The sequence below is a fragment of the Photobacterium sp. R1 genome (assembly GCF_054600795.1).
In genome coordinates, this window is the sequence record NZ_BAAHZP010000137.1 from 1 (window position 1) to 408 (window position 408).

Below are 408 nucleotides of genomic sequence, written 5' to 3' on the forward strand. Positions count from 1 at the left end.
CAACGTCAAATTGGGTTACGGGATGACGGAAACCACCGCGACCGTCTCCTGCTGGGATGATATTGGTTTTAATGCCGATTCAATTGGCACCCTGATGCCCGGCGCGGAAGTGAAAATCGGCGAGAACAGTGAAATCCTGGTGCGCGGGCCCATGGTGATGCGTGGTTACTACAAGCTGGCGGAAGAAACCGCGGCGAATTTTACCGCGGACGGCTTTCTGAAAACCGGTGATGCCGGGAAATTTGATGAACAGGGAAATCTTTTCATCACCGATCGGATCAAGGAGCTGATGAAAACCTCAGGCGGTAAGTATATTGCGCCTCAGGTGATTGAGGGCGCGATCGGCAAGGATTCGATGATCGAGCAGATTGCGGTGATTGCCGATGCCCGCAAATTTGTTTCTGCCCT

Annotated in this window: 1 protein-coding gene; it reads left to right on the top strand. The window is 52.9% G+C overall.

The genetic code is table 11. The features are described from left to right. A partial coding sequence (locus tag ACYP03_RS24350; RefSeq protein WP_459782419.1) for an AMP-binding protein occupies positions 1-408 on the top strand: 408 nt, incomplete at both ends.